This window comes from Nocardia sp. NBC_00416 (genome assembly GCF_036032445.1).
In the GTDB taxonomy this organism is placed as follows: domain Bacteria; phylum Actinomycetota; class Actinomycetes; order Mycobacteriales; family Mycobacteriaceae; genus Nocardia.
The window spans coordinates 5,722,489-5,747,957 of sequence record NZ_CP107932.1; the positions used below are offsets into that span (position 1 = coordinate 5,722,489).

Below are 25,469 nucleotides of genomic sequence, written 5' to 3' on the forward strand. Positions count from 1 at the left end.
GTCAGGTGAGCGCGCCGGACGGATCCGCCGCGGGCCCGGCTCGCAGGGCGTCGGCCACCCGGCCGCGATGCAGATCCGGGGTGCCCCAGGCGCTGCGCAGGGCGGTGACCCGGGTCAGCCACAGCGACAGGTCGTATTCGGCGGTGTAACCGATGGCGCCGTGTACCTGCAGAGCGGCGCGGGCCGCCCGGTAGGCGGCGTCGGCGCAGGCCACGGCCGCAGCGGAGGTATCGCGGGCCCGGTTGGGGGTCGCGGTGGTCAGCGCGGCCCGGTACAGCATCGGTTCGGCCAGGTCGAGACCGATGAAGACATCGGCCAGCTTCTGTTTGATCGCCTGGAACTCACCGATCGGACGCCCGAACTGTTTGCGCTGTTTCACATAGTCGGTCGACGCGTCCAGCAGCGCTGTGCCCGCGCCGAGCAGTTGGGCCGCATTGGCGAGCGCCCCGGAATCGAAGCCCGCCGCACTCGCTTCGACCACCTGCGGCCCCTCGGCAATCAGCTCGTCCGCCTCGACCACGAACAGTCGCCGGGCCGGATCCACCGACCGCACCGGTTCGCCGACCCGGCCCGTGCTGAGGCGTTCGCCGTCGGTCACGAGAACGAGATCGACCCGATCGGCGTCCACGGCGACCGCGCGACCCCCGCGCCCGGCGAAACCGACGGTGGCCGACAGCGTGCCCTCCGAGATGCCCGGCAGCCAGCGTTGCGCGGGTTCGGGGTCACTCGCCGCCAGCGCTTGCAGCAGCGCGGGAACCGCGGCCGCCGATTCCACCAGCGGCCCGGGCGCGGCCGCCCGCCCCACTTCGACGAACGCGACGATCTGGTCGAGCGGTTCGGCGCCGAGACCGCCGAACTCTTCGGTGACCGTCAATCCGAGCGCCCCGGCGGCGGCCAGCTGTTCGATCAGCGTGCGACCCGGAGCCGGATCCCCGGCGCTCCACGCCCGCACCGCGGCGGCGGTGGAGCCGGACTCGAACAGTTTGCGGATACTGGCGCCGAAGTCCAGGTGCTCCGGGCTGAGCGCGAACTTCATCGGCTGCTTCCCCTCGGTAGGCCGAGGAGCCGCTCGGCGATGATATTGCGTTGGATTTCGTTGGTGCCGGCGTAGATCGGGCCGGACAGCGAGAACAGGTAGCCGTCGGTCCAGCGGCTCGCCTCTTCGGCCTCGGCGCCCAGCAGGTCGAGTGCGGTCTCGTGCATGGAGATATCGAGTTCGGACCAGAACACCTTGGTGATCGAGGATTCCGCGCCGAGTTTTCCGCCCTCGTTCAGCCGGGTGACTGTCCCGAAGGTGTGCAGCCGGTAGGCTTCGCTGCCGATCCAGGCGTCGACCACGGCATCACGGGCGGCGGTGCCGGTGTCGGCGCCCGCGGTCCACAGGTCGATCAGGCGCTGGGCGGTCGCGCTGAAGCGGCCGGGGCTGCGCAGTGAGAGACCGCGTTCGTTGCTGGACGTGCTCATTGCGACCCGCCAGCCCTCGTTCGGGGCTCCGATGACATCGGTGTCCGGGACGAAGACGTCGTCGAGGAAGATCTCCGCGAAACCGGGTTCCCCGTCGAGCTGGGGGATCGGCCGCACGGTAACGCCTTCGGCGTCGAGCGGGAACATCAGGTAGGTGAGGCCGCGGTGCCGCTCGGCCGCGGGGTCGCTGCGGAACAAGCCGAAGGCCCAGTCCGCGAACGCCGCGCGCGAACTCCAGGTCTTCTGACCGCTGAGCACCCAGCCGCCGTCGGTACGCCGTGCGGTGGAGCGGATACCGGCCAGGTCGCTGCCGGCCTCGGGCTCGGACCAGGCCTGCGCCCAGATGTCGTCGCCGCGCGCCATCCGCGGCATGATCCGCTCCAACTGCTCGGGCGTGCCGTGCTCGAACAGGGTGGGGGCCAGCAGGAAGATGCCGTTCTGGCTCACCCGGCCCGGCGCGCTCGCCGCGTAGTACTCCTGCTCGAACAGCACCCATTCCAGCAGCGACGCGTCGCGACCGCCGAATTCCCGGGGCCAGGAGACCACCGAGAGCCGCGCCTCGGCCAGTGTGCGTTCCCAGGCCCGATGGGCTTCGAAACCCGCCTCGGTGTCCATCGAGGGCAGGGGTTGCGCCGGCACGTTCGCCGCCAGGAATTCGCGAACCTCCCGCTGGAATTCCCGGGTGCTGTCGTCGAGATCGAGATCCATCTAGGCTTTCCCGTCCTTGCTCTTCGCGTCGGCAGAACTCGCCTGCGCTTTCATGGATTTGGCGTTCATCCCGCCCAGGGAATCGGCCCCGACCTCGGCGTTGTGCGCGTGGGCGAAATGGTGCAGGCCGAAAACCGAGTCCATTCCCGTGCGCATACCCATCAGGTCCTCGGACTGGTTGACCGCCTTTTTCGTGAGCGCCAGGCCGAATTGCGGCATCGCCGAGATCTTCTCCGCCAGCGTCATGGTCTCCGATTCCAGATCCGCGCGCGGCACGACCCGGTTGACCATGCCCCATTCCTTGGCCTGCGCGGCATCGAACCGGTCGCCGGTGAAGAGGAACTCTTTGGCGGCCCGGGGTCCCATGACCCAGGGGTGCGCGAAGTATTCGACGCCCGGAATGCCCATGCGCACCACCGGATCGGAGAAGAACGCGTCGTCGGAGGCGATGATCATGTCGCAGACCCAGGCCAGCATGAGCCCGCCCGCGATGCAGGCCCCCTGGACCATGGCGATGGTGGGTTTGGGTATCTCCCGCCAGCGGCGGCACATACCCAGGTAGACCTCCATCTCCCGGGAGAACCGCTGGTCGCCGCCGGGGCGGTCCACGTGGTCCCACCAGAGCGTGGCCTTGTTCGGGTACTTGACGTGATGGTCGCGGCCGGGGGTGCCCAGATCGTGTCCGGCGCTGAAATGTTTTCCGTTGCCGGCCAGCACGATGACCTTGACCTCGGGGTCCTCGACCGCTCGTTCGAATGCGGCGTCGAGCGCGTAGGTCATCACCGAGTTCTGCGCGTTGCGGTAGTCGGGCCGGTTCAGGGTGACCACCGCGACGGCGCCGCGGCGTTCGTAGGTCACCACATCGGGCTCGTAGGGGATGCTCCCGGTCTCGGTGTTCGTGGAGCTGTGATCCGACATTACGAATTCTCCTCACGTAGCTGGCGTTTGAGCACCTTGCCGGCGGCGTTGTAGGGCAGCTCGTCACGGAATTCGACGAAGCGCGGCACCTTGAAGTTGGCCAGCACCTTGGTGGCATGGGAGAACACCTGGTCCTCGCTGAGCGTCGCGCCCGGTTTGCGGACCACGTAGGCCTTGCCCACCTCGCCCATCCGCTCGTCGGGCACACCGATCACCGTGGTCACGGCGACCCCGGCCAACCTGGCGAGGGCCTGTTCGACCTCCGCGGGGTACACATTGAAACCGCCGCTGACATACATGTCCTTGAGGCGGTCGGTGATCTTCAGATAGCCGCGGTCGTCGATCTCGCCGATATCGCCGGTGTGCAGCCAGCCGTCCGCGTCGATCGTTTTCGCGGTGCTCTCCGGATCGTCCAGATAGCCGAGCATCACATTGGGACCGCGCAGCAGTACTTCACCGGCCTCGCTCAGCTTCAGCTCGAAACCGGCCATCGGGCGTCCGCTGGTGCCGGAAATGGTCTCGGCCGCGTCGTCGACCCGGCACATGGTTCCGAACCCGGTCGATTCCGACAGACCATAGGCGGTGAGCACCACATCGAAATCGAGTTCCGACCACATCCGTTCGACCAGCACCACCGGCACCGGCGCCGCTCCGGTGATCGCCACCCGCAGACTGTTCAGCTCGTATCCGCCGCGGTCGGGGAAATCCAGGATCGACTGGTAGATGGTGGGTGGTCCGGGCAGGACCGTGATCTTCTCCTGATCGATCAGCCGCATCGTGGTCGGCACGTCGAACACGATCTGCGGCACCATGGTGGCCCCGGTGAGCAGGCAGGCGATGATCCCGGCCTTGTAGCCGAAGCTGTGGAAGAACGGGTTGACGATCAGGTAGTTGTCGTCGCTGTTCAACGTCGCGCATTCCGTCCAGCCCTGGACCGCGGACAACGTCTGCCGATGCGCGATCAGCACGCCCTTGCTGCGGCCGGTGGTGCCGGAGGTGAACAGAATGTCGGACAGATCCTCGGCGCTGATGGACTCGGCCCGTTCCCGCGCCTGTTCGCGGCTCACCGACGTGCCCGTCGCGGCCAGGTCCGACCAGTTCAGCGCGTTCTCGACCGGTTCCTGCGCGCCCTCGACCGGCAGCACCACGACCGTGTCGATCCGCAGCTCCGGTGCGGCCGCGCGCAACTCGGCGAGCCGGTCGCGTTTCAGGAAGGTGCCCGCGATGAACAGGGCCTTGGCATCCACTCGCCGCAGTACGTCGGCCACCTCGTCGGCGACGTAGCGGGTGTTGAGGGGGACCAGGGTCGCGCCGGCGTAGTGGGCGCCCAGGGCGGCGATCACCCAGTGGTGGGTGTTGGGCGACCAGATGCCCACCCGGTCGCCGGTGCGGATACCGCGCGCGAGCAGGGCCCGCGCCACGTCCTGTACTTGTTCGAGCAGTTGGGTCCAGTCGAGCTGGACGGGTCCGTCGACCAGCGCGGGCGCCGTGCGATATGTCTGCGCGGCGGCGTGCAGCGCCAGTGGCGTGGTCCGGTCCGTCGGCGGTGTGTGCGCGGGGGTTGTCACGGGTGTCCTCGATGTCGTGCGGCCGTGTGGGTGCGCGGTCTACAAAGCAAGTGCTTGGTAGGTTATCCTACCGGCGTGGGTGCTATCCAGACCTCAGAATCCGGTACCGGCCGCGATGACGGACGGCAATCGGCCGAACCGCCCGCCGGGACGCGTGTCGCGGCCGCGGCGGGGCCGCGTACGACTGTCGAACGAACCAGCGTCGCCGCACTGGACGACGGCGAATTCGCCGCCCAGGTGCGGGGCTGGCTCGATGAGCAGCTCGAGGGGGAATTCCGGGAGTTGCGCGGACTGGGCGGACCCGGTCGGGAACACGAGGCCTTCGACGAGCGCCTGGAATGGGACCGCGCACTGGCGGCCGCGGGCTGGACCTGCCTGGGCTGGCCGGTCGAATACGGCGGACGTGCGGCGAGCGTGCGACAGCAGATCATCTTCCACGAGGAATACGCCAAGGCCAACGCGCCGGCCCGCGTCTCCCACGTGGGCGAGGAACTCCTGGGCCCGACCCTGCTCGCCTTCGGTACCGACGCCCAGCGGGACCGGTTCCTGCCGGGGATCCGCACGGTCACCGAACTGTGGTGCCAGGGGTATTCCGAACCGGGCGCGGGCTCCGATCTCGCGGCGGTATCCACCTCGGCCCGGCTGGACGGCGACCAATGGTCGATCAACGGCCAGAAGATCTGGACCTCGCTGGCGCACGTGGCCGACTGGTGCTTCGCGGTGTGCCGTACCGAACCGGGCTCCAAACGCCACAAGGGTCTGTCCTACCTGCTGGTGCCGATGGACCAGCCCGGTATCGAGGTACGGCCGATCGTGCAGCTCACCGGCACCTCCGAATTCAACGAAGTGTTCTTCGACAACGCTCGCACCGAAGCCGATCTGGTGGTCGGCGCACCGGGCGACGGGTGGCGGGTCGCCATGGGCACGCTCAATGTCGAACGCGGGATCTCCACCCTCGGACAGCAGATCCGCTTCGCCCGGGAACTCGCGGCCATCGAGGATCTGGCCCGTGACTCCGGCGCTCTCGACGACCCACTGCTGGCGGACAAGATCGATCGAGCCTGGGTGGGGCTGCGGGTCCTGCGCGCGCACGCCCAGCGCACCATGGCCGAGACCGCCGACGACGGCGGCCAGGCGTCGGTGGGCAAACTGCTCTGGGCGAACTGGCATCGCGGACTCGGTGAGATCGCCATGGCGGTGCGCGGCGCTGCGGGACTGGTCGCCGCGGACGGTGATCTGGACGAATGGCAGCGGCTGTACCTGTTCACCCGCGCCGACACGATCTACGGAGGTTCGAACGAAGTGCAGCGCAATATCATTTCCGAGCGGGTGCTCGGTCTGCCCCGCGAGGCCCGGCAGTGAGCGGGCCGCTGTCGGTCGCACCCGAGCAGACACCGGCCCACGGCCTGCTCAGCGGTCGCCGGGCCGTGGTCACCGCGGCCGCGGGTACCGGGATCGGGTCGGCCACGGCCCGCCGGTTGCTCGCCGAGGGCGCCGACGTGGTGGTGTCGGACTGGCACGAACGGCGCCTGGAGGCGACGCGGGCGGAGCTGGCCACGGAGTTCGGTGACCGCACGGTCGGGGCCGTCGTCTGCGATGTGACCAGCACGGCGCAGGTCGACGAACTGGTCCGGGCCGCCGCCGAGGCCCTGGGCGGAGTCGATATCTTCGTCAACAATGCCGGACTCGGCGGTGAGACGCCGGTGGTCGATATGACCGACGAGCAGTGGGACCGCGTACTCGACATCACCTTGAACGGCACCTTCCGGTGCACCCGGGCCGCCCTGAACTACTTCCGGGACGCGAAACACGGTGGCGTGATCGTCAACAACGCCAGTGTGCTGGGCTGGCGGGCTCAGTACGGCCAGGCGCACTACGCCGCCGCGAAGGCCGGTGTGATGGCGCTGACCAGGTGCAGTGCGGTGGAAGCCGCCGAACTGGGCGTCCGGATCAACGCGGTATCGCCGAGCATCGCCCGGCACGCCTTCCTGGACAAGGTCAGCTCCTCGGAACTGCTGGACCGCCTTTCCGAGCGTGAGGCTTTCGGTCGGGCCGCCGAACCGTGGGAAGTCGCGGCCACTATCGCGATGCTCGCCAGCGACTACACGACCTACCTCACCGGCGAGGTCGTGTCGATCAGCAGCCAGCGCGCCTGACCGATCGGCCGGAGTGCGCTGATCGTGCACCCCGGCCGAATCCGTAGTGAATCTGGGTGCGGTGGAACCGCGGCCCGACCCGGCGCGTCGAATTGATCGGAAAGCAGTGCACGGCACCGCTTCGCCACGATGCGGGCCCGGCCGGGTCCGGCTCCGACAGGGAGGGGGGAGCCGGAAACGCCGGGCCCGTTTCGCACCCTACCGCCTGGACCAAGCAAATGCTTGGTTGTATTATGGCGGGGTGACCGCACCCGACCCCTCGAAATCGGCCCGGCGAACCGAACTGCTCGACTTGGCGGCCGACCTGTTCGCCGAACGGGGCGTGCGCGCCACCACGGTGCGTGATATCGCAGACGCGGCCGGCATCCTCTCCGGCAGCCTCTACCATCACTTCTCCTCGAAAGAGGGCATGGTGGACGAGATCCTGCGTGGATTCCTCGACGAACTGTTCGGACGCTACCGCGAGATCGTGACCGCCGGGCTGAGTTCGCGAGCCACACTCGAAGCTCTGGTGCTGGCCTCCTACGAATCGTTCGACCGCTCCCACGCCGCAGTCGCCATCTACCAGTCCGAGGCCAAACGACTCCGGGCCGCTGAGCGATTCGCCTACATCGACGACTACAACCGTGAATTCCGGGAGTTGTGGCGCCGGGTGCTCACCAGCGGCGTATCCGACGGCAGCTTCCGTCCCGAACTGGATATCGATCTCGCCTACCGCTTCCTGCGTGACACGGTGTGGGTAGCGGTCCGCTGGTATCAGCCGGGCGGCGGGTCGGTCACCGTCGAAACCCTCGCCAAGCAGTACCTCACCATCGTGCTCGACGGGCTCACCGTGCCGGGCCACACCGATTAGGAGAAATCCATGGCAACAGCTCGCCGCCCCTATACGCCGCTGGGCGAGGCGTATGTGATCGATGCGGTGCGCACCCCGGTCGGCAAGCGCAACGGCGCGCTGGCGCAGGTGCACCCGGCCGATCTCGGCGCGGCCGCGCTGCAGGGCCTGCTCGGGCGCAATCCGATCGACCCGGCGCGGGTCGACGATGTGATCGTCGGCTGTGTGGACAATGTCGGCCCGCAGGCCGGCAATATCGGTCGCACCATCTGGCTGGCGGCCGGATATCCGGAGGAGGTTCCGGGGGTCACCGTGGACCGGCAGTGCGGGTCCAGTCAGCAGGCCATCAACTTCGGCGCCCAGGCGATCATGAGCGGTACGGCCGAGGTGATCGTGGCCGGCGGCGTGCAGAACATGAGCGCCATCCCGATTTCCGCGGCCATGATCGCGGGCAAGGAGTACGGCTTCGATTCGCCGTTCGTCGGCGCCAAGGGCTGGGATCACCGCTACGGCACCGGCGAGGTGTCCCAGTTCCGCGGCGCCCAGATGATCGCCGAGAAGTGGGGGATCAGCCGCGAGGATATGGAGCACTGGGCGCTGCGCAGCCACGAGCGGGCGCGCGCCGCCATCAAGGCGGGCCGGTTCGACAATGAGATCGTGCCGGTGGGCGACTTCTGGATCGACCAGGGGCCGCGTGAGACCAGCCTGGAGAAGATGGCCTCGCTGCCGGCGCTGGAGGAGGGCAGCCCGCTCACCGCCGCGGTCGCCTCGCAGATCTCCGACGGCGCCAGCGCCACGCTGCTCGCCTCGGATTGGGCGGTCGAGGAGTACGGGCTGACCCCGCGGGCCCGGATCATCCATGTCAGTGCCCGTGGCGCCGACCCGCTGTACATGCTCACCGCACCCATTCCCGCTACCAAGTGGGCGCTGGAGAAGACCGGTCTGACGATCGACGATATCGACGTGGTCGAGATCAACGAGGCGTTCGCTCCGGTGGTGCTGGCCTGGTTGAAGGAGACCGGCGCCGACCCGGAGAAGGTGAACGTGAACGGCGGAGCGATCGCGCTGGGGCATCCGCTGGGCGCGACCGGGGCGAAACTGTTCGCGTCGCTGCTCAACGAGCTCGAGCGGGTCAACGGCCGCTACGGCCTGCTCACCATCTGCGAGGGCGGCGGTACCGCCAACGCGACGATCATCGAACGTCTGGACCGCTGACGCACCGAGCCGCCGCCCTGACCCGGCGGTGGGTTCGTGCCCGCGGACTTCCTGCGGTAGCGGCGGCCGGCTTCCATCGAGAAGCCGGTCGCCGCTTTTTTTATGAATTATCTTGGCCACCTTCGGTTTTCCAGGTGAGACGGTTATCGGATCGAGGGCCTGTTCAGCCCATGCGCTCGGGTACATGTGCCCAGTCGGCGCCATTCGTCGTCGCGCGCCGCAGGCCCGCGCGGTCCAGAGTGTGCCCATGGTCGAGGGCGGCGACCAGGCGATCTTCCTCGCGGTTGCGGCATGTGGCGGGTATCCCACCGCACGGGCTGGAAATAGATAGTTAGCCTATGTAATAATATTTGGGTGCAGCCGAACCCGGTGACCGATGTGAACGACACCGTCGTCGATCTCCTGGTCACCGCGGGTCGGCTCACGCGGGCGGCGGGCACGCTCAGCGTCGACGACCTGCCGCGCGCCACCGTGCGAGCACTCGCAGTGCTCGACGAACACGGTTCACTGCGCGTCAGCGAATTCGCTCGTATCGACCGCACATCACAACCCACGGCGACCACGCTCATCGCCCGGCTGGTGGGGGAGGGATACGCCTCCCGGCATCGCGACCCGGACGACTCACGCGCTGTCGTCGTACAACTCACGCCGGCCGGGCGTGCCCGGCTCGCCGCCACCCGCGCATCCATGCGCGCGGCGCTATCCGGTCCGCTACCCGGTTTCGACACCGAACGCCTGACCGGACTCGCCGCCGACCTGCGGGAACTACTGGCGGCGATACGGGAATCGGCCGGAGACCACACGCAACCGAGGAAACACCGATGAGCACCACGACCAGGACGGCCGACGCGCCGCCGACCAGCACATCGACCGGGCAGCCGAAGGCAGTCTGGGCCGTCGCCTTCGCCAGCGTTATCGCGTTCATGGGCATCGGCCTGGTCGACCCGATTCTCAAACCCATCGGTGAACAGCTCGACGCTTCGCCTTCGCAGGTATCGCTGCTGTTCACCAGCTATATGCTCGTCACCGGCGTGGCCATGCTCATCACGGGCGTCGTCTCCAGCCGGTTCGGAGCCAAGAAGACGCTGCTGGCCGGTCTGGCGCTCATCATCGTTTTCGCGGCCCTCGCCGGCATGTCCGGAACGGTCGGGCAGATCGTCGGATTCCGCGCGGGCTGGGGTCTGGGCAACGCGTTGTTCATCGCGACCGCACTGGCCACCATCGTCGGCGCCGCCAGCGGCGGGGTCGCGAAGGCCATCATCCTCTACGAGGCGGCGCTGGGTATCGGTATCGCCACCGGTCCGCTGCTGGGCGGGGTCCTGGGCGGAATCAGCTGGCGCGGTCCGTTCTTCGGAGTTTCGGTGCTGATGGCCGTCGCGTTCGTCGCGATCGTCGTGCTGCTGCCCGAGGGGCCGCGCGCCGCGAAACCGACCTCGCTGGCGGCGCCGTTCAAAGCGCTGCGGCACCGCGGGCTGCTGGTGGTCAGTCTGACCGCCCTGCTGTACAACTTCGGGTTCTTCACTCTGCTCGCCTACACGCCCTTCCCGCTGGACATGGGCACCTACGCGATCGGCTTCATCTTCTGCGGCTGGGGCATTCTGCTGGCCGTCGCCTCGGTGTTCTTCGCGCCGAAGCTACAGGCACGCTTCGGCACCCTTCCGATGATCGCCGTGGCAGTCGCGCTGTTCGCCGCGGATCTGGCGGTGATGGCGATGTTCGCCGAGCACAAGCCCGTACTGATCGGTGGAGTGATCCTGGCCGGGCTGTTCCTGGGTGTGAACAACACGCTGATCACCGAAGCTGTGATGATCTCCGCTCCGGTGGAACGGTCGACCGCGTCGGCCGCCTACAGCTTCGTCCGGTTCGCCGGCGGCGCCGCCGCGCCGTGGCTGGCCGGCAAACTCGGCGAGCACAGCATCTCGCTCCCGTTCTGGGTGGGTGCGGCATGTACCGCGGTAGGCGTGGTGGTCCTGCTGCTCGGACGCTCCGCGCTCGCCCATATCGACGACCACGACCCGGCCCCGCACAGTGTGGAAGAAGCGCAGGCCGTCACGGTTGGTGACTGACCTTCACAAGAGGTCATCGGCAGGTCCCGCGCACCAGCGGGGCCTGCCCTGTTTTCGGCTGCCCGGCCGGGCGTCGAGCGTAGGGTCGGGGGGTATGACCGAAGCGCAGCGAGACGAGGTCCGGGTCGAGACGATCCAGAAAAGGGTGCGGGCCTACTTCGGCGGGCACCTGGTCGCCGACACCGTGCGTCCCGCCCTCGTCTGGGAAAACCCCTACTATCCGGCCTACTACATCCCAGTCGCCGATATGCGCGCGAAACTCGAACCCGACGGCAACACTCGCGTCTCGGCTCGCCGTGGCGAGGGAATCGGGCACGACGTCGTGGTCGACGGCGCCACCGCCGCCGGCGCCGCGCTGCGCTACCCGGACTCACCGTCACCGGAACTACGTGACCTGGTGCGCCTGGACTGGGACGCGATGGACGAATGGTTCGAGGAGGACGAACCGATCTATGTACACCCACGCAGTCCCTACACGCGGGTGGACATCCTGGCGAGCTCACGGCACGTTCGGGTGGAACTGGACGGCGTGACGCTCGCGGATTCACGATCCCCCCGGATCCTGTTCGAAACCGGGCTGCCCGCCCGCTTCTACCTGCCGCTCACCGATATCCGGATGGACCTGCTGCGGCCCTCGCAGACCCACACCAGCTGTCCGTACAAGGGCAACGCGGACTACTGGAACGTCCGGATCGACGACACCGAATACCCGGACCTGGTGTGGATCTACCGAACTCCGACACCGGAGAGTCAGAAGGTCGCGGGGCTGGCCTGCTTCTACAACGAGAAGGTCGATGTGTACATCGACGGGGAACTCGAGGAACGGCCGCGGACTCCTTTCGGTGACTGATCGCGGGGTCGAGGGCGGAGTCTCGTGAGCTGGGGAGAGGTGTGGGCCGCTTCTAGAAGACCGACACCCGCACCCCGCGGCTGCGGGGTGCGGGTGTCGGACCTGCGCTCGTCTTGTTTCTGTCAGCCCGCCGAATCGGCGGTGTGGGTGAGCGCTGCGATCGTGTCGATCCGCGCCACCGCGTCCGTGATGATCCGATCGATCAGTTCTCGGCAGGTCGGCAGGTCTTCCAGGATGCCGCTCACCTGTCCGGCCGCCAGTACCCCGGCCTCCGTGTTGCCCTCGACCAGACCGGCGCGCAACAGCATCGGGGTGTTGGCGGCCATGACGACCTGCGACCAGGTGAGGTCCTTGGCCTTTCGCATCGCCAGGCCGTCCTTGACCAGCGTGGACCATTTCATTCCGGTCATGCTCTTGAACCGGGCCGCGTTGCCCACGGCCGCGGTGAGTCCGCGAACTCGGCCGGAGTTCTCCAGTTTCTGCACGAGTTCGGTGTTCAGCACCCGGTGCGGCATACCGTCGACCTTTGTGGAGACGACGGTTTCGCCGAGCCGCCGGCTCAGGTACTCCTGTTTGACCGAGTCGGGAACGCTGCTCTCCTGGGTCAGCAGGAAGCGGGTGCCCATGGCGATTCCGGCGGCGCCGTAGGCGAGAGCGGCGGCCAGGCCGCGCCCGTCGAAGAATCCGCCGGCCGCGACCACCGGGATGTCCACGGCGTCGAGAACCGACGGCAGCAGCAGGGTCGTCGCCACCGGGCCGGTGTGGCCGCCGCCTTCACCGCCCTGGACGATGACGGCATCGGCGCCCCAGGAAGCGACCTTCACCGCGTGCTTGGCCGCACCGATCGACGGGACGACCACGACGCCCGCGTCTTTGAGCTCGGCGATGAGTTCTTTCTTCGGCGCCAAGGCGAACGACGCGACCTTCACCTGCTCACGGATCAGCAGGTCGATCCGCTCGGGCGCGTCGGAGGCGTCGGCACGGATGTTCACGCCGAACGGTTTGTCGGTCTGCGCCTTGGTCTTCGCGATGGCTGTTTCCAGCTCGTCGTAGGTCATGGTGGCCGAGGCCAGGATGCCCAGGCCGCCCGCGTTGGATGTCGCGGACACCAGACCCGGTCCCGCGACCCAGCCCATGCCCGTCTGTACGACGGGATGCTCGATCCCGACGAGTTCGGTCAGGGGGGTCCGCAGCCGAGAGGTCACTGCGGGACCTCCTTGTCGCGGATCTTCTTGGGATCCAGTACTTCGCGGATGATCCGCAGCTCCTCATCGGTCGGCAGACGTGATTCGCCCGCCGTCCCCAGGTCCGCGATCTCGAACGAGGTGTTCTGCGCGACCTCGTCCGCGGTGACCCCCGGGTGCAGGCTCAGCGCCCGCATGGTGTGCCCGGGGCCGCCGAAATCGAAGACGCCCAGATTGCTGATCACACGATGGATGTGATGGAACCGGAACGCGGGGTTGTCCGCGTCGACCTTGTCGTACCCGACACCTGCGACGATATCCACCTGCTCGCAGAACACTCGCTTACCGTGCCGCGGGATCCAGTAGCTGGTGGGATGGTTGACGGTGTTGCCGGGCGCGCCGCGGACGCCGAACATCTGCCGGGTGGGCTGCTGGAGCGGGCCGAAGGCGGAGAGGTTCTGGTTGCCGTAGCGGTCGATCTGGTTGGCGCCCATCACCACATGGCGACGGCCGGAGGCCAGCACGTCGAAGACCTTGCGGAACGGGATCCAGCCCTCGGCGGGCGCTTTGCCGCCGATCGGCGGTGTTTCCGCGAGGAACAAGGCCTCGCCGTCGGAGAGCAGCAGGTCGGGCTCGAAGGTGAGCTTCGCCAGTCGCGCGCCCAGTTGCGACATCGGCGACATGGGGCTGGCGAAGATCTCGCCGGCGTCGCGGAAGATCTCGGCGCAGGCGATCGCGCACACCTCGGCGCGGCTGATGGTTTCGGTGCTGGTCACCGCTCCTCCTTGAATCGCGCGACAGCGGCCTGGTAGTCGGCTTCGGAGCCGCTGAGGTAGGTGTCGACGAAGGTCTGCCACGTCTCCGGCGAGCCGGCGGCCTCGACGTAGTGGCGCTGGAATTTCTCGTCCCGGCCGTAGCTTTCGCCGGCGAGAGTGAAGTGTGCGCCGTTGGGGGCTTCGACCACCGCGTCGACCATCATGCGGTTGAGCAGCAGAGCCTGTGGGGGAACGGATTTCACCAGTTCGTCGGTCTCCACGACACGCTCGACCGAGAGATAGCGCTTTTCGGCGGCCAGGCAGAACAGGTCGTCCATATAAGGGTCCACGCCCTGGTATGCGGCATTCCCGTGCGCGTCACCGATGTTCAGATGCACGAGCGCCGCGTCGAGGTTCAGCGCGGGCATGGCGGTCAGGGTCTCGGGCCGGCCGTCCGGGCTCGGGTACGGGGAGGTGACGGTTTTCAGTTCGCCCTCCCAGAAGTTCGGCACATCCGATCCCAAGCCCGCGCGGATCGGCAGGAACGGCAGTCGCGCCGCCGCCGCCTCGAGCCCGCACTTGAGCATGCCTTCGTCCATTTCCCGGGCTATGAGCTGCCCGGAGGTCCGGGCTTTTGCGAACCAGGGGTCGTAGAACGGCGCCGAGTCGAGGGAGACGAAACCGTAGTAGGCCTTGCGGACCTTTCCGGCCGAGCACAACAGCCCCAGGTCGGGGCCGCCGTAGGTGACCACCGTGAGGTCGGTGACGTCCGATCGCAGCAGCGCGCGTACCAGGGCCATCGGCTTGCGCCGCGACCCCCAGCCGCCGATGCCGATTGTCATTCCGCTGCGCAGTTCGCCGACGATCTGCTCCAGCGTTTTCCGCTTGTCTCGCATGGTTTTCCGCTCCATGTCAGTTCTTGTCCTTCTGCGCCGCCAGGTCTTCGTCGAAGCGTTCGCGGATCTCGTCGGAGGCTCCGGAGAGGTTCAGTTCGAAGGTGAATCCCTGCTCGAAGCGGTAGCTGCGGTGCACGTCCTGCAAGTCGATGCCGTTGAGCGCGCGTTTGGCGGCGCGGATGACCCGGCCGTCCTTGGCGGCGATGTCTTTGGCGACCTCGAGCGCGGCGGCATCGAGTTCCGCGCGGGGCACCACCTTCAGCACGGAGCCGAAGTGGTGCAGCTGCTGGGCCGTGGCGGTGCTCGCGGTGAAGAAGAGCGCGCGCATGAGGTGCTGGGGGACCAGCCGGGCCAGATGGGTGGCGGCGCCGAGTGCACCGCGGTCCACCTCGGGCAGGCCGAAGGTCGCGTCGTCGGAGGCGATGATGATGTCGGAGTTGCCGACCAGCCCGATACCGCCGCCGAGGCAGAAACCCTGGACCGCGGTGACGACCGGAACCGGGCAGTCGTAGACCGCGGCGAACGCCTCGAAGCAGCCGTGGTTGGCGTCGATCAGGGCCTGGTGGCCGGGTTTGCGCTGGATCTCCTTGATATCCACCCCGGCGTTGAAGCCGCGGTTCTCCGCGCGCAGGACCACCACGTTGGTCTGCGGGTCGCGCCCGGCCGCGCGGATCTCGTCGGCGAGGGCGAACCAGCCGTCCGACGGTATGGCGTTGACCGGCGGATAGTCGACCGTGACCACGGCGATACCGGCGGATTCCGAATGGCGCTTGATCCCCATCGCGTATCCCATCTCGCATCTCGAGCGTCTTGGCTAAGCAAGCAATTGCTTGGTAGGTTAACACGGTGGCACTCGAAATCGACCTGTCCCATCGCGTCGTTCTGGTAACCGGCGGCGTCCGCGGTGTCGGCGCCGGGATCAGCCGGGTCCTGCTGGCCGCCGGCGCCACCGTCGTGGCATGTGCCCGCCGCCCCGGCGACGCCCCGGTCGAAGTAGACGGGCGCGAGATCGACTTCCTGCCGTGCGACGTGCGCGATCCCGACGCGGTGCGCGAGATGATCGCCGAGATAGTCCGGCGGCACGGCCGGCTGGACCACGCGGTCAACAACGCGGGCGGGGCGCCCTACGCGCTGGCCCAGGACGCCAGCCCGAAGTTCCACACCAAGATCATCGAACTGAACCTGCTCTCGGCCCTGCACGTCGCCCAGGCGGCCCACGCGGTGATCAGTCGGCAGGACGAGGGCGGGTCGATCGTCAATATCTCCAGCCTCAGCGGCCACCGGCCCTCGCCCGGAACCGCCGCCTACGGCGCCGCGAAGGCAGGGGTGGACGCCCTCACCGTCTCACTGGCAGCGGAGTGGGCGCCCCGGGTCCGGATCAACTCGCTGGTCGTCGGCGCGGTGGAAACCGAGTTGAGCGAACTGCACTACGGCGACGCCGCCGGGGTGGCAGCTGTCGGGCAGACCATCCCCATGGGGCGCCTGGCCCGGCCCGAGGACGTCGGCAACGGTGTGGCCTTTCTGCTCTCCCCGCTCGCCTCCTATATTTCCGGCGCGACCCTGCAGATCCACGGCGGCGGCGAACCCCCGGCGTTCCTCTCGGTGGCGACCGCCCCGCATTCCGCCGACCAGGCGCAAGCCGGACCCGCACACCCGTAGCTCGACGACCACAGATATCGACCATCGACGATAGGAACGGACATGGCAACCGAGGGCATCTGCGCCGGACGGATCGTGATCATCACCGGCGCGGGCCGGGGCATCGGCAGGGCGCACGCGCTGGCGTTCGCCGCGGAAGGAGCCAAGGTCGTGGTCAACGACCTCGGATCGACCCTCAGCGGGGAATCGACCGCGGAAACCCCTGCCGAACAGGTGGTCTCAGAAATTCGTGCCGCCGGAGGCGAAGCGATCGCCAACGGTGACGATGTGGCGAGCTGGGACGGCGCGCAACGGCTCATCCAGCAGGCCGTCGATACTTTCGGCGGACTGGACGTCCTGGTCAACAACGCCGGATTCGTCCGCGACCGCATGCTGGTGAACCTCGGCGAAGACGAATGGGATTCGGTGGTGAGAGTCCACCTCAAGGGCCATTTCGCCACCATGCGTCACGCAGCCGCCTACTGGCGCGCGGAATCCAAAGCCGGGCGCAGCGTGGACGCCCGCATCATCAACACCAGCTCCGGCGCCGGACTGCAGGGCAGCGTCGGCCAGGGCAACTACGGCGCCGCGAAAGCGGGTATCGCCGGCCTGACCCTCACCGCCGCAGCAGAATTCGCCCGCTACGGCGTCACCGTCAACGCGATCGCCCCCTCCGCGCGCACCCGGATGACCGAAACCGTCTTCGCCGACATGATGGCCACACCGGACAACGGCTTCGACGCCATGGCTCCGGAGAACATCTCGCCGATCGTGGTGTGGCTCGGCAGTACCGAATCAACGGGAGTCACCGGACGGATGTTCGAAGTCGAGGGCGGCCGTCTCGCACTGGCCGAGGGTTGGCGGCACGGAGTGCCCGTCGACCGGGGCGCCCGGTGGAATCCGGCCGAACTCGGATCGGTAGTCACGGAACTGCTCGCGAAGGGCGCGACACCGGAACCGGTGTACGGCGCGTAAAAGCTGTATATATTGCCCCGCCTTCGGCGGGGCGGGGCTGTGTTTATTTGCCCCGCCTTCGGCGGGGCGGGTCGGGGCCCTCGTTAACCCCGGTTCTTCACTCCGGCGCTCAGTCGCTGCGCTCCTTCGCTCTGTCGCTCCAGAACCGGGGCGGGCCCCGACCGTGGGGGTGGGCTGTCGGGATGGGGCGAGCGGTGCGGGCGGGCCGCAACCTTTGTGGGCCTCGCTGGACTCGGCGCAGGGTGGGTGCGGCGGCGCGCGGGGGCAACCATTCGAGGTGTGCCCGTGCGGACCAGCATGCTGAGAGCCGTGCGCTGTGCAGCCCCTGGACAACAGGATCGGTGACAAGGTCTGCCTGTGCGGACGGGTCGGCAATGGTCCGGGAGGTCCGTACGCGACGTAACCGCTCGGCGCCGAGTCCAGCGAGGCACTTAATGGGTTGAGGCCCGTCCCGGCGTTCAGTCCTCGAAAGCGCATGAGGCGAAGCCTCGAGTCTCGAGGGCTGAACGCCGGGACCAAGGGGGCCTCAACCCCGCGACGCCGCAGGCGGCGCAAATAAACACAGACCTTCGCGAGCAACCCCACTCCTCGCCTTCGCGAGCGAGCTCACTTCTCACCTTCGCCGGTGGGTTCGTTTCTTGCGCTGCCGGGCGAGCTCACCTCTCACATTCCCGAGCAAAACCGCTTCTACCTCCACGCGCGGTCTGGCTTCTCGTGCTCGGGAGCGAGCCCGCATTCTGGCCTCCGGCAGTTCCAGACTCTCGCTTTCACGAGCGAAGCCCGCGTCTCACCTCGCGGGCTGACCGACATCCTCGTCGTAGGCCAGGCGGAGTCGATTCTGTCCAGCTACCGGGGCGATGGTTCGGTGATTATGACCTATCCCATGTTTTCTCAGCCGGGGAGCGCGGTGGCCTGCCGTGCTATCTGCAGGTTGGCCGGGCGCTACCTCTGAGGTTGACGCTTCATCATGCATCGGCCGGTGTGCTGGTTTACCATGGGCAACCATCTGTTCGTCTGCCCGGAAAGGTGGTATCGCCGGGCTATTTTCGCACTATCGATCGAGGGGATGGCTGGCGCATGGCCGTGGGTCGCAGCAGGCGATTACTCGCAGTAGCCGGGGCGGCGGGGTTCCTGGGGCTACTCGGGGGGCCGATAGTCGCGCAAGCCGATCCAGTGCGAGGTCCGGTCGTCCAACAGGGACCAACCGGTAGTGCCGGCGGAGTTGTCCCACCGGAGACGGAAGGGCCGGAATCCGATGCCGGGGGACCGCTCTCGATCCCGAGCGGCGCGGGGAGTGGTGAACCTGCTGGTCCCGACGACGGTACCGGTGGTAGCGGCGCGGACTCCGGTGCGGACGCACAATGGCAGCCGCTGGACATTCCGGGCCGCAGCGGTGTCGCGGAACCCTCCGCACCGGTCGGAACTGCCGCCCCCGCTATATCGGTTCCCGAGCCCGCATCGGTCGCTGAACCGGTGGGCGCCGCCGGACTTGCCACCGCACTGGGAACGATCCTTGCCACCGGTTCGGCGGCCGTGGGTTCGGCCGCTGCCGCCCCCCTCGCCGTGACCGGTTCCGCCGCTCTGGGTGCCGGTTCCGCCGCGGTCGGCACCGGTTCGGCCGCGGTGGGGTCGGCCGGGTTGGGAGTCGGTGTGACCGGTTCGGCCGCGCTCGGTACCGGCTCCGCGGTGCTGGGTACGGGTTCCGCTGCCCTGGGTACGGGTTCGGCGGCGTTGGGTTCGGCGGGTGTCGGTGTGCTGGGTACGGGTTCGGCGGCGTTGGGTTCGGCGGGTGTCGGTGTGCTGGGTACGGGTTCGGCGGCGTTGGGTTCGGCGGGCGTGGGTGTGCTGGGTACCGGGTCGGCCGGTGTCGGTTCCGCGGCTGTCGGTTCGGCCGCACTGGGCTCCGCCGCAGTCGGTTCGGCGGCTCCTCTTCTCCTGCTGTTGCTTCCGGTGCCGCCGCTTCCGGCACCGGTCGGGCCGCCGTTGGCGCTGCCGGCGCCTGGAGCCGGTGCCGGCGCGGCGCCGAATATCGCGATTGCGGTTGTGCCCCCAGGGGTCCCGGCGCCGCCTGCCGCTTCCGGCCCGCCCGCTTCGGGTGGCGGTGCGCCGGCGATCGCGGCCGCGCCGCCGAGTCACGCGATACGGCCGACCAATGCCGAAGGCGTGCTGCCCGAACCCAAGGTCCTGTCCGTGATCGGCGGACTGGTCGCACTGGCCATCGCCGGCACCGGCTCGGCCGTGATGAGTTTTCAGAGTGCCGCGCAGGCGCAGGCACGGATCGATGCCGCGCGTGCCGAATTCTTCGGAACGGGTGCGTGATCGCGATGACGCAGAGCCGTACACAGAGCGCTCGCGCCTACCGCCGGGTCGCCGCCGCGGTCGACGCGGTGTGCGCGATCGCCGCCGATGCCGACGCCACCACGCTGGAACAAGTGGTGGAGGCGGTCGCGGCCGAACGCGGACGTCCGATCGAGATCGCCGACGCCGACCTCGGTCCCGGTGTCTGCGGGCAGCGGCGGTACTACCCGAACAAGGACATCATCGTGCTGGCCAGTGCGCTACCGAGCCGGGACCATACGCTCGCGCACGAGCTCGGGCATATCGTCTTCGATCACGAAGGCGCCCCGGCCCCGGAGGTGACACTCGAGGTGAGCGATGAGCTCATCGCCTACATGTTGAGTCAACGCGCACATCAGACCGCGCTCGAGGACGGCGAGGACGACCAGGCCGAATGGGAGGCCGAGACTTTCGCCGCCATGCTGATGACGCGTCTGCGTGTGTTCAACAGCCGGGGCGCGGGCGTCTCGGTCCTTCGATTCGATGAGGCACTGGGATGACGTTCTGGTTGACCGCCCTGCTGGTCTGGGTCGCTGCCGGCGCCCGAGTGGGACGTGTACTCGTCAAACCCGCGACCACCGCCAGGGTGGCGATCGTCGTGGCCGTCGCCGCGGTGGCGCTGGCATGCACAGCCGCGATACCCGATGTGGCACTGGCCGTCGACAATCTGCTGCCTGGGGGTTTACCGCCGGGCCGGCTGTCGGAAGGTGTGGTGGTCGCCGCGTGGCTGCTCTTCGCCACCGCCACGTCGGTGGTCGCTTCGGCGGCCTGGCCGGTGGTGTCACGCCGTAATCTGCGCCAGATCGCCTCGTGCATATACGGAATGGGACTCTTCGCGGTTATCGCTGGGCTGAGCACTTCGTTCACCGCCGCCTGGGTGGTGACCGCGGCGGCCGCGCTCTTCGTCATCGTGACCGGCCTGCGCAATCTGAGCTGGACAGCGCTCGGCCGCGGCATCGCGGTCTACATCACCGGCACCGTGCTGGTGGTCCTGCTGGCGGTGGGCCAGATTCAGCGCGGTATGGCCGGCGCCGCCCGGCCCGATCCCGGACGGCCGGCCTGGGCCTGGCCGTTCTGGCAGGTGGCCGCATTGCTGATCGCCTTCGGGGCGGTGTGGATCGTGGTCGAGATGTGGACGCGCGCGCGATTGCTGCTGCGGCGGGTGCAGACGCTGCACAAGGTGCTGGTGAAGCGTTTCCCGGAGGTCGTCCAAGAGGAGACCGGGACTTCGACTCAGCTCAAGGCATCGGATCGGGTGGCTCAGATCTTGGACGCGCTGTATCTGCAGTCCGGCGGTGGCGTCGAGATCGCCACTGCCGGAGAGCCTCCCGCCGCGGTTTCGGCTCGTGCCGAACAGGTGGCGCAGTGGGCGCGGCATCCCCTCGGCCGGGTCGTGGTGGACTCACGGTGGATCGCACCACCGGAAGGCATGAGCCCGCGCGGCTGGGTGCAGGCGATCGCCGCGGCGTTCGAGGCGCAGCCGGAAGCCGTGAAACGGCCCGACGCCTCGGTTCGGTAGTTGCCCGAGGTATGCGGTATGTCCGTTACGTCACTGTGATTATCTCCGGATGCGGCCTTGGAATCATGCCGAGCGGTCGGTCCGTATTCCTCAGGACCGCAGATGTTCAGGCATGGCGATACCTTCACCGAAGGAATTCGGGTGGCCGCCTGGAAGGTGGCACAGGGATTTCTATCAACAGGCATCAGCGCGGTGTGGCCCCGACCGGGGCCACACCGCGCTGACTGTCCCTGCTATTCGGTGCCGTCCGGAGGAATTTCGGGCAAGCCTTCGCTTGCACGCAGTTTCTCCGCCATGGAGGTGAGGAGATTCTGTGACTCCTCGGACAGGTCGAATGCCCTGCTGGAGAGCCGCCGCAGCCCGTAACCCTGTAGCTGCGATAGAAGTTCCAGATCATGGTCGATCTTCGCGGCGTAGATGTCGTTGAAGAAGTAGTCGGGCTTGACCTTGAAGAACTTCGCCAGGGCGGCGACCGTCTCATCAGAAGGATTCGTTCGCTGGCCCGACCGCAACTGCGACAGATACGGTTTGGAGATCGGATGACCGGATGCCGTCAGTGCTGCCGCTACCTCTGCATTGGTATGCGGCTTTCGCCCCGGGGGATGCACGGTTTCGAACAGCTTGTTCAGCCGCGCCGCGAAATCAGCCATTGTGAGCCGCCCAATTCCCTTCACTGTACTAACAGTCGTTATCTCGGATACCTATCATTGATATTAGCGGCTCAGTAACTGAAAACCTACGCCTGAATCAGGATTTCCTTGAAGCTTCTAGGCATGTATCAGGAGAAGTGGACCGTGGTACCGCGTTTGCGGGTTGCCCGCACGGATCTTGTGGACTCCTGATACCACCAGGTAGCCGCCCGTCGCGGGGGTCTTCCCGAGCGGGCGGCGAGTAGCCTCTGGATAGCTGGTACCCCTTCCAGTAGTGTGCCACGGCCATTGTGTGGCGTACGACACGTCTGCTGAAAGTTGAGATGAACGTTCAACCTACCGTGTGGAATTTACGGTGGTTACGGGGCCCGTGGGTCCATGGGCGGCCGCACTCGGGCCCCGTCGTCCTGTCGCGGCAGGGAATTCGGCGGTCGCCTACAGGCGTTCGATGATGGTTCCTGTCGCGAGTGCGCCACCGGCGCACATGAGAACCATGCCGATATTTCGATCGGAACGCTCCAGTTCGTGCAAGGCCGTGGTGATCAGCCGGGACCCCGTCGAACCGACCGGATGGCCGAGGGCGATCGCGCCGCCGTTCACATTCACCCGGTCCATATCCGGTTTGTGGACCTGGGCCCAGGACAATGCCACGGACGCGAACGCCTCGTTGATCTCGAACAGATCAATATCGTTGATGCTCATACCGGATCGCTCCAGCAGCCGGGCACAGGCCTGCACCGGGCCGTCGAGGTGGAACTCCGGCTCGGATCCGACGAGGCACTGGGTCACGATCCGGGCCCGCGGCCGCAGACCCTCCCGCTCGGCTGCCTTCTCATCCATCAGCAGCACCGCCGCCGCGCCGTCGGAGATCTGCGAAGACGTACCGGCGGTGTGGATTCCGCCCTCCAGCACCGGCTTCAGTTTGGCGAGGCTTTCCGCCGAGGTCTCCCGGAGCCCTTGGTCGCGGCTGACCTCCTGCTTCTCTCCGGTCGGGTTGCCCTCTTTGTCGACCACCGGCGCGGTCAGCGTGAGCACTTCGCGATCGAACCGGCCCTCGGCCCAGGCCTGCGCGGCCAGCCGCTGGGACCGGACGCCGAGCGCGTCCACATCCTCGCGAGTGATGCCGCGCCGCTCGGCGATCCGCTCGGCGGCCTCGAACTGGTTGGGCATATCGATATCCCAGGAGGCGGGACGGCGCGGCCCGGCCTGCTCGCCGACGTTGGCGCCCAGCGGAACCTGACTCATCGCCTCGACCCCGCATGCGACGCCGATATCGATGGCGCCGGCCGCGATCAGACCGGCGATCAGGTGGTTGGCCTGCTGGGCCGAACCGCACTGGGCGTCGATCGTCGTGGCGCCCACCTGCCACGGCAGGCCGGCGGCCAGCCATGCCGTGCGAGTGACATTGTTGGATTGCGCGCCCGCCTGGGTGACGCAGCCGCCGATGATCTGCTCGACTTTGGCGGGGTCGAGGTGGGCGCGATCGAGCAGCCCGCGCTGGGCGAGACCGAGGATCTCGGTGGCGTGCAGCCCGGACAGCCAGCCGTTGCGCTTGCCGATGGGGGTACGAGCTGCCTCGACGATAACGGGTGTGCCCATCTTGAACCTTTCGTTTCGGACATAAAACTGTAACGTGTTCCACGCACGGGCGGGGGCAAGATCAGACCGGTTTCTTTCCTCATTCTCGCGCCTGTGCTTCAATGATTGTAGAACGTGTTTCAGTTTGTCGAAGGAGACATCTGGTGGTGGATACGCGCATGGCTCGGCCGAACCTGCCGGACGGGTTCGACGTCACGGACCCCGACATGTACGTGCAGCGGATTCCGGTCGAGGAGTTCGCCGAACTCCGGCGTACCGCGCCGATCTGGTGGCAGGAGAAATCGCCGGAGGTCGGCGGTTTCCACGATGACGGCTTCTGGGTCGTCAGCAAGCACGCCGATGTCAAGGAGGTCTCGCGGCGCAGCGATGTGTTCTCGACCTTCGAGAACACCGCGCTGCCGCGCTTCAACGACGATATCGAGCGTGAGCAGATCGAACTGCAGCGTTTCATTCTGCTGAACATGGACCCGCCCGAGCACACTCGGATGCGCAAGATCATCTCGCGCGGGTTCACCCCACGCGCGATCAACTCGCTGCGGGAGGAGCTGTCGAAGCGGACCGAGGCCATCGTCAAGGCCGCGGCCGAGGCCGGGTCCGGCGATTTCGTCACCCAGATCGCCTGCGAACTGCCCCTGCAGGCGATCGCCGAACTGATCGGCGTCCCGCAGGAAGACCGGATGAAGGTGTTCACCTGGTCCAACGAGATGACCGGCTACGACGATCCGGAAATCGATGTGGATCCGGTGCAGGCCTCCACCGAGCTGCTCGGGTACGCGTACATGATGGCCGAGGCCCGTAAGGCGTGTCCGGCCGACGATATCGTCACCACCCTGGTCGAAGCCGATATCGACGGCGAATCCCTCAAGTCCGAGGAATTCGGCTTCTTCGTGATGCTGCTGGCGGTCGCGGGCAACGAGACCACCCGCAACGCCATCACCCACGGCATGATCGCGTTCCTGGAGAACCCGGATCAGTGGGAGCTCTACAAGAAGGAACGCCCCAAGACCACAGCCGACGAGATCATTCGGTGGGCCAGCCCGATCACCACCTTCCAGCGCACCGCACTCGAGGACACCGAGCTGGGCGGCGTGCAGATCAAGAAGGGCCAGCGGGTCCTGATGCTCTACCGGTCGGCGAACTTCGACGAGGACGTCTTCGAGAACCCGATGAAGTTCGACATCATGCGCGAGGACAACCAGCACGTGGCGTTCGGTGGTACCGGCGCGCACTACTGCATCGGCGCCAACCTGGCCAAGCTGGAGATCGACCTGATCTTCAACGCGATCGCCGACCACATGCCGGATATCACCAAACTGGGCGACCCCAAGCGGCTGCGCTCGGGTTGGCTGAACGGCATCAAGGAGTTCGAGGTCGACTACAAGACCTGCCCGGTGACGGGTAAGAGCGGAAGCTGACTGTTCCGCAGAGCGACCTGGCCCGGCCCCGTGTACCGACCTGGTGTGCGGGGCCGGGCCATTTCACGGAACGTGGTTCGGTTCGGGGCTGTCGAGTAATTCAGAACGCTTTCATCGCGAGGTCTGCCACATGAACGAGGTCCGCCGCTGTCGCGCCGTCGCGGGCGCGCTGTGACATGCCTTGGATCACCACGGCGAAGAAGTTCGCGAGTGCGCCGGAGTCGCTGTCGGACGGTAGTTCGCCTGTCTCCTTGGCAACCTCGAGCCGGTTGTGGAACTCCTGCAGATTGGCATTGCGGATATCGCGCAGGTAGGACTCGACCTCGGCGTCCTGTTCGGTGATGTTGGTCGCAGCGGTGATGATCAGGCAGCCGGGTGGGTGCGCCGGGTCCGGGTAGATTTTCGCGGCGTCGTGCAGGATGCGATCGAACGCGGTCCGGGCGGTGGGGGATTCGTCGAGGGCGCGGCGCACGAACGCGGCGTGTGGGGTGGCGGAATAGAAGTCGACGGCTTCCCGGAACAATGATGGCTTGTCTCCGAACGCCTTGTACAGGCTCGCCGACCGTATGCCCATGGCGGTGGTGAGATCGCTGAGCGAGGTGGCGTGATAGCCGCGTTCCCAGAACAGTCGGGTCGCGGCGGCCAGTGCCGTGCCTCGATCGAAGGACCGAGGGCGTCCGCGCGTCGTTGCCGCCATGTCCACATTGTAGGTCGATCACTCAAC

General features: G+C 67.4%; 24 protein-coding genes. 13 read left to right on the forward strand and 11 right to left on the reverse strand.

Annotation, left to right across the window (positions count from 1 at the left end):
• Position 1: 1 nt before the first annotated feature.
• The 4 genes from OG804_RS24730 to OG804_RS24745 are packed head-to-tail and all read right to left on the reverse strand — an operon-like array spanning position 2 to position 4,658.
• Positions 2–1,036, reverse strand: coding sequence for an acyl-CoA dehydrogenase family protein (locus tag OG804_RS24730; RefSeq protein ID WP_328390365.1), 1,035 nt, complete (start codon positions 1,034–1,036; stop codon positions 2–4).
• Positions 1,033–2,172, reverse strand: a complete 1,140-nt coding sequence (locus OG804_RS24735; protein ID WP_328390367.1) for an acyl-CoA dehydrogenase family protein — start codon at positions 2,170–2,172, stop codon at positions 1,033–1,035. Before OG804_RS24735 ends, OG804_RS24730 begins: the two co-directional genes overlap by 4 nt.
• Positions 2,173–3,090: an enoyl-CoA hydratase gene (locus OG804_RS24740; protein ID WP_328390369.1), complete on the reverse strand. Its 918-nt coding sequence runs from the start codon at positions 3,088–3,090 to the stop codon at positions 2,173–2,175.
• Entirely contained in the window at positions 3,090–4,658 is a 1,569-nt protein-coding gene (locus tag OG804_RS24745) for a FadD3 family acyl-CoA ligase (protein ID WP_328390371.1), read from the reverse strand. The genes OG804_RS24740 and OG804_RS24745 overlap by 1 nt, the downstream gene beginning before the upstream one ends.
• Before the next feature lie 210 nt (positions 4,659–4,868).
• Between OG804_RS24745 and OG804_RS24750 the strand changes: the two genes are divergently transcribed.
• The 7 genes from OG804_RS24750 to OG804_RS24780 all read left to right on the forward strand — a co-directional run bounded on the left by OG804_RS24750 (position 4,869) and on the right by OG804_RS24780 (position 11,777).
• A complete protein-coding gene (locus OG804_RS24750) occupies positions 4,869–6,020 on the forward strand; it encodes an acyl-CoA dehydrogenase family protein (protein WP_328398714.1) in 1,152 nt (383 codons plus the stop codon).
• On the forward strand, positions 6,017–6,814 hold the full coding sequence (locus tag OG804_RS24755) for an SDR family oxidoreductase (RefSeq protein WP_328390373.1): 798 nt from the start codon (positions 6,017–6,019) through the stop codon (positions 6,812–6,814). The genes OG804_RS24750 and OG804_RS24755 overlap by 4 nt, the downstream gene beginning before the upstream one ends.
• Positions 6,815–7,055: 241 nt before the next feature.
• Positions 7,056–7,667 carry a TetR/AcrR family transcriptional regulator gene (locus tag OG804_RS24760; protein WP_328390375.1) on the forward strand — a complete coding sequence of 204 codons (612 nt, stop codon included), beginning with the start codon at positions 7,056–7,058 and terminating at the stop codon, positions 7,665–7,667.
• Positions 7,668–7,706: 39 nt separating this feature from the next.
• Positions 7,707–8,861, forward strand: a complete 1,155-nt coding sequence (locus OG804_RS24765) for an acetyl-CoA C-acetyltransferase (protein WP_328398716.1) — start codon at positions 7,707–7,709, stop codon at positions 8,859–8,861.
• A 354-nt stretch (positions 8,862–9,215) separates the two neighbouring features.
• A complete protein-coding gene (locus OG804_RS24770; protein WP_328390377.1) occupies positions 9,216–9,686 on the forward strand; it encodes a MarR family winged helix-turn-helix transcriptional regulator in 471 nt (156 codons plus the stop codon).
• On the forward strand, positions 9,683–10,927 hold the full coding sequence (locus OG804_RS24775; RefSeq protein WP_328390379.1) for an MFS transporter: 1,245 nt from the start codon (positions 9,683–9,685) through the stop codon (positions 10,925–10,927). The genes OG804_RS24770 and OG804_RS24775 overlap by 4 nt, the downstream gene beginning before the upstream one ends.
• A gap of 94 nt (positions 10,928–11,021) precedes the next feature.
• On the forward strand, positions 11,022–11,777 hold the full coding sequence (locus tag OG804_RS24780) for a DUF427 domain-containing protein (RefSeq protein ID WP_328390381.1): 756 nt from the start codon (positions 11,022–11,024) through the stop codon (positions 11,775–11,777).
• A 122-nt stretch (positions 11,778–11,899) separates the two neighbouring features.
• Here the strand turns inward: OG804_RS24780 and OG804_RS24785 are convergent, their stop codons facing one another.
• Genes OG804_RS24785 through OG804_RS24800 form a run of 4 tightly spaced genes read right to left on the reverse strand, consistent with a single transcriptional unit; the run spans position 11,900 to position 15,393 of the window.
• A complete protein-coding gene (locus OG804_RS24785; RefSeq protein WP_328390383.1) occupies positions 11,900–12,982 on the reverse strand; it encodes an NAD(P)H-dependent flavin oxidoreductase in 1,083 nt (360 codons plus the stop codon).
• Positions 12,979–13,737: a CoA-transferase subunit beta gene (locus tag OG804_RS24790; protein WP_328390385.1), complete on the reverse strand. Its 759-nt coding sequence runs from the start codon at positions 13,735–13,737 to the stop codon at positions 12,979–12,981. The genes OG804_RS24785 and OG804_RS24790 overlap by 4 nt, the downstream gene beginning before the upstream one ends.
• A complete protein-coding gene (locus OG804_RS24795) occupies positions 13,734–14,612 on the reverse strand; it encodes a CoA transferase subunit A (RefSeq protein WP_328390387.1) in 879 nt (292 codons plus the stop codon). Before OG804_RS24795 ends, OG804_RS24790 begins: the two co-directional genes overlap by 4 nt.
• A 16-nt stretch (positions 14,613–14,628) precedes the next feature.
• Positions 14,629–15,393 (reverse strand): enoyl-CoA hydratase family protein, encoded by a 765-nt coding sequence (locus tag OG804_RS24800; protein ID WP_328390389.1) that lies wholly within the window; start codon positions 15,391–15,393, stop codon positions 14,629–14,631.
• Positions 15,394–15,458: 65 nt separating this feature from the next.
• Between OG804_RS24800 and OG804_RS24805 the strand changes: the two genes are divergently transcribed.
• The 5 genes from OG804_RS24805 to OG804_RS24825 all read left to right on the forward strand — a co-directional run bounded on the left by OG804_RS24805 (position 15,459) and on the right by OG804_RS24825 (position 21,081).
• Positions 15,459–16,271 carry an SDR family oxidoreductase gene (locus tag OG804_RS24805; protein ID WP_328390391.1) on the forward strand — a complete coding sequence of 271 codons (813 nt, stop codon included), beginning with the start codon at positions 15,459–15,461 and terminating at the stop codon, positions 16,269–16,271.
• 42 nt (positions 16,272–16,313) lie between these two features.
• Positions 16,314–17,225 (forward strand): SDR family oxidoreductase, encoded by a 912-nt coding sequence (locus OG804_RS24810; protein WP_328390393.1) that lies wholly within the window; start codon positions 16,314–16,316, stop codon positions 17,223–17,225.
• A 1,473-nt stretch (positions 17,226–18,698) separates the two neighbouring features.
• A complete protein-coding gene (locus tag OG804_RS24815; protein WP_328390395.1) occupies positions 18,699–19,544 on the forward strand; it encodes a hypothetical protein in 846 nt (281 codons plus the stop codon).
• Positions 19,545–19,549: 5 nt separating this feature from the next.
• Entirely contained in the window at positions 19,550–20,062 is a 513-nt protein-coding gene (locus OG804_RS24820) for an ImmA/IrrE family metallo-endopeptidase (RefSeq protein ID WP_328390397.1), read from the forward strand.
• Positions 20,059–21,081: a hypothetical protein gene (locus tag OG804_RS24825; protein WP_328390399.1), complete on the forward strand. Its 1,023-nt coding sequence runs from the start codon at positions 20,059–20,061 to the stop codon at positions 21,079–21,081. Before OG804_RS24820 ends, OG804_RS24825 begins: the two co-directional genes overlap by 4 nt.
• Before the next feature lie 233 nt (positions 21,082–21,314).
• On the opposite strand, the gene OG804_RS24830 is transcribed toward OG804_RS24825, so the two are convergent.
• Positions 21,315–21,731, reverse strand: a complete 417-nt coding sequence (locus OG804_RS24830; RefSeq protein WP_011207048.1) for a helix-turn-helix domain-containing protein — start codon at positions 21,729–21,731, stop codon at positions 21,315–21,317.
• Between the two features lie 435 nt (positions 21,732–22,166).
• On the reverse strand, positions 22,167–23,330 hold the full coding sequence (locus OG804_RS24835) for a steroid 3-ketoacyl-CoA thiolase (RefSeq protein ID WP_328390402.1): 1,164 nt from the start codon (positions 23,328–23,330) through the stop codon (positions 22,167–22,169).
• 158 nt (positions 23,331–23,488) lie between these two features.
• Between OG804_RS24835 and OG804_RS24840 the strand changes: the two genes are divergently transcribed.
• Complete coding sequence (locus OG804_RS24840) at positions 23,489–24,745, forward strand: cytochrome P450 (protein ID WP_328398718.1); 1,257 nt, start codon at positions 23,489–23,491, stop codon at positions 24,743–24,745.
• A gap of 100 nt (positions 24,746–24,845) precedes the next feature.
• On the opposite strand, the gene OG804_RS24845 is transcribed toward OG804_RS24840, so the two are convergent.
• Entirely contained in the window at positions 24,846–25,442 is a 597-nt protein-coding gene (locus OG804_RS24845) for a TetR/AcrR family transcriptional regulator (RefSeq protein ID WP_328390404.1), read from the reverse strand.
• Positions 25,443–25,469 lie beyond the last annotated feature (27 nt).

Bases quoted from the DNA above. Each gene is read 5' to 3' on its own strand.
- OG804_RS24730 (WP_328390365.1), bottom strand. From the start codon at position 1,036: ATGAAGTTCGCGCTCAGCCCGGAGCACCTGGACTTCGGCGCCAGTATC.
- OG804_RS24735 (WP_328390367.1), bottom strand. From the start codon at position 2,172: ATGGATCTCGATCTCGACGACAGCACCCGGGAATTCCAGCGGGAGGTT.
- OG804_RS24740 (WP_328390369.1), bottom strand. From the start codon at position 3,090: ATGTCGGATCACAGCTCCACGAACACCGAGACCGGGAGCATCCCCTAC.
- OG804_RS24775 (WP_328390379.1), top strand. From the start codon at position 9,683: ATGAGCACCACGACCAGGACGGCCGACGCGCCGCCGACCAGCACATCG.
- OG804_RS24780 (WP_328390381.1), top strand. From the start codon at position 11,022: ATGACCGAAGCGCAGCGAGACGAGGTCCGGGTCGAGACGATCCAGAAA.
- OG804_RS24795 (WP_328390387.1), bottom strand. From the start codon at position 14,612: ATGCGAGACAAGCGGAAAACGCTGGAGCAGATCGTCGGCGAACTGCGC.
- OG804_RS24800 (WP_328390389.1), bottom strand. From the start codon at position 15,393: ATGGGGATCAAGCGCCATTCGGAATCCGCCGGTATCGCCGTGGTCACG.
- OG804_RS24810 (WP_328390393.1), top strand. From the start codon at position 16,314: ATGGCAACCGAGGGCATCTGCGCCGGACGGATCGTGATCATCACCGGC.
- OG804_RS24820 (WP_328390397.1), top strand. From the start codon at position 19,550: ATGACGCAGAGCCGTACACAGAGCGCTCGCGCCTACCGCCGGGTCGCC.
- OG804_RS24825 (WP_328390399.1), top strand. From the start codon at position 20,059: ATGACGTTCTGGTTGACCGCCCTGCTGGTCTGGGTCGCTGCCGGCGCC.
- OG804_RS24830 (WP_011207048.1), bottom strand. From the start codon at position 21,731: ATGGCTGATTTCGCGGCGCGGCTGAACAAGCTGTTCGAAACCGTGCAT.
- OG804_RS24835 (WP_328390402.1), bottom strand. From the start codon at position 23,330: ATGGGCACACCCGTTATCGTCGAGGCAGCTCGTACCCCCATCGGCAAG.
- OG804_RS24840 (WP_328398718.1), top strand. From the start codon at position 23,489: ATGGCTCGGCCGAACCTGCCGGACGGGTTCGACGTCACGGACCCCGAC.
- OG804_RS24845 (WP_328390404.1), bottom strand. From the start codon at position 25,442: ATGGCGGCAACGACGCGCGGACGCCCTCGGTCCTTCGATCGAGGCACG.